This is a genomic window from Phytobacter sp. V91 (assembly GCF_965644225.1).
Lineage (GTDB): Bacteria > Pseudomonadota > Gammaproteobacteria > Enterobacterales > Enterobacteriaceae > CBFFRJ01.
The window spans coordinates 1-365 of sequence record NZ_CBFFRJ010000331.1 but is presented as its reverse complement, the minus strand read 5'-3'; the positions used below and the strand labels follow the sequence as shown (position 1 = coordinate 365).

1 protein-coding gene is annotated in these 365 nt (G+C 55.6%); it reads left to right on the top strand.

Annotation, left to right across the window (positions count from 1 at the left end; all coding sequences use genetic code 11):
* Positions 1–70 precede the first annotated feature (70 nt).
* Positions 71–289 (top strand): diguanylate cyclase domain-containing protein, encoded by a 219-nt coding sequence (locus ACSZO4_RS25905; RefSeq protein WP_437891939.1) that lies wholly within the window; start codon positions 71–73, stop codon positions 287–289.
* Positions 290–365: the final 76 nt, after the last annotated feature.

Genomic DNA, 365 nt, shown 5'->3' with positions numbered 1-365 from the left:
ATTCGCGCGACTGACTTAAAGGTCAAACCTTTCGGAGTCCCCCGGCAAAGCCGGGGGTTTACCGGACTTAATTAATGCCCTGAAACTCCCGCACTCATCAAGCCCGCTGGGGTTCCTGACGATAAGTATCGGGGTGGCGACTCAGGATTGCGAGAGCGCATTATCCGACGATATCCCGCAGCATATGGTTGCCAGCACCTTGATTAACCGTGCGGACAACGCCCTCTATGCCGCGAAACGCCAGGGGCGTAACCGGGTGGTGGTGGCAGGACGCGTGAGCGCCGATTAAGACCCTGTACACGATTCTGTGTAAATGCCTTTTCTCAGAAGTGACCGTCCAGGCGGTCACCGAACTCGATAATAAA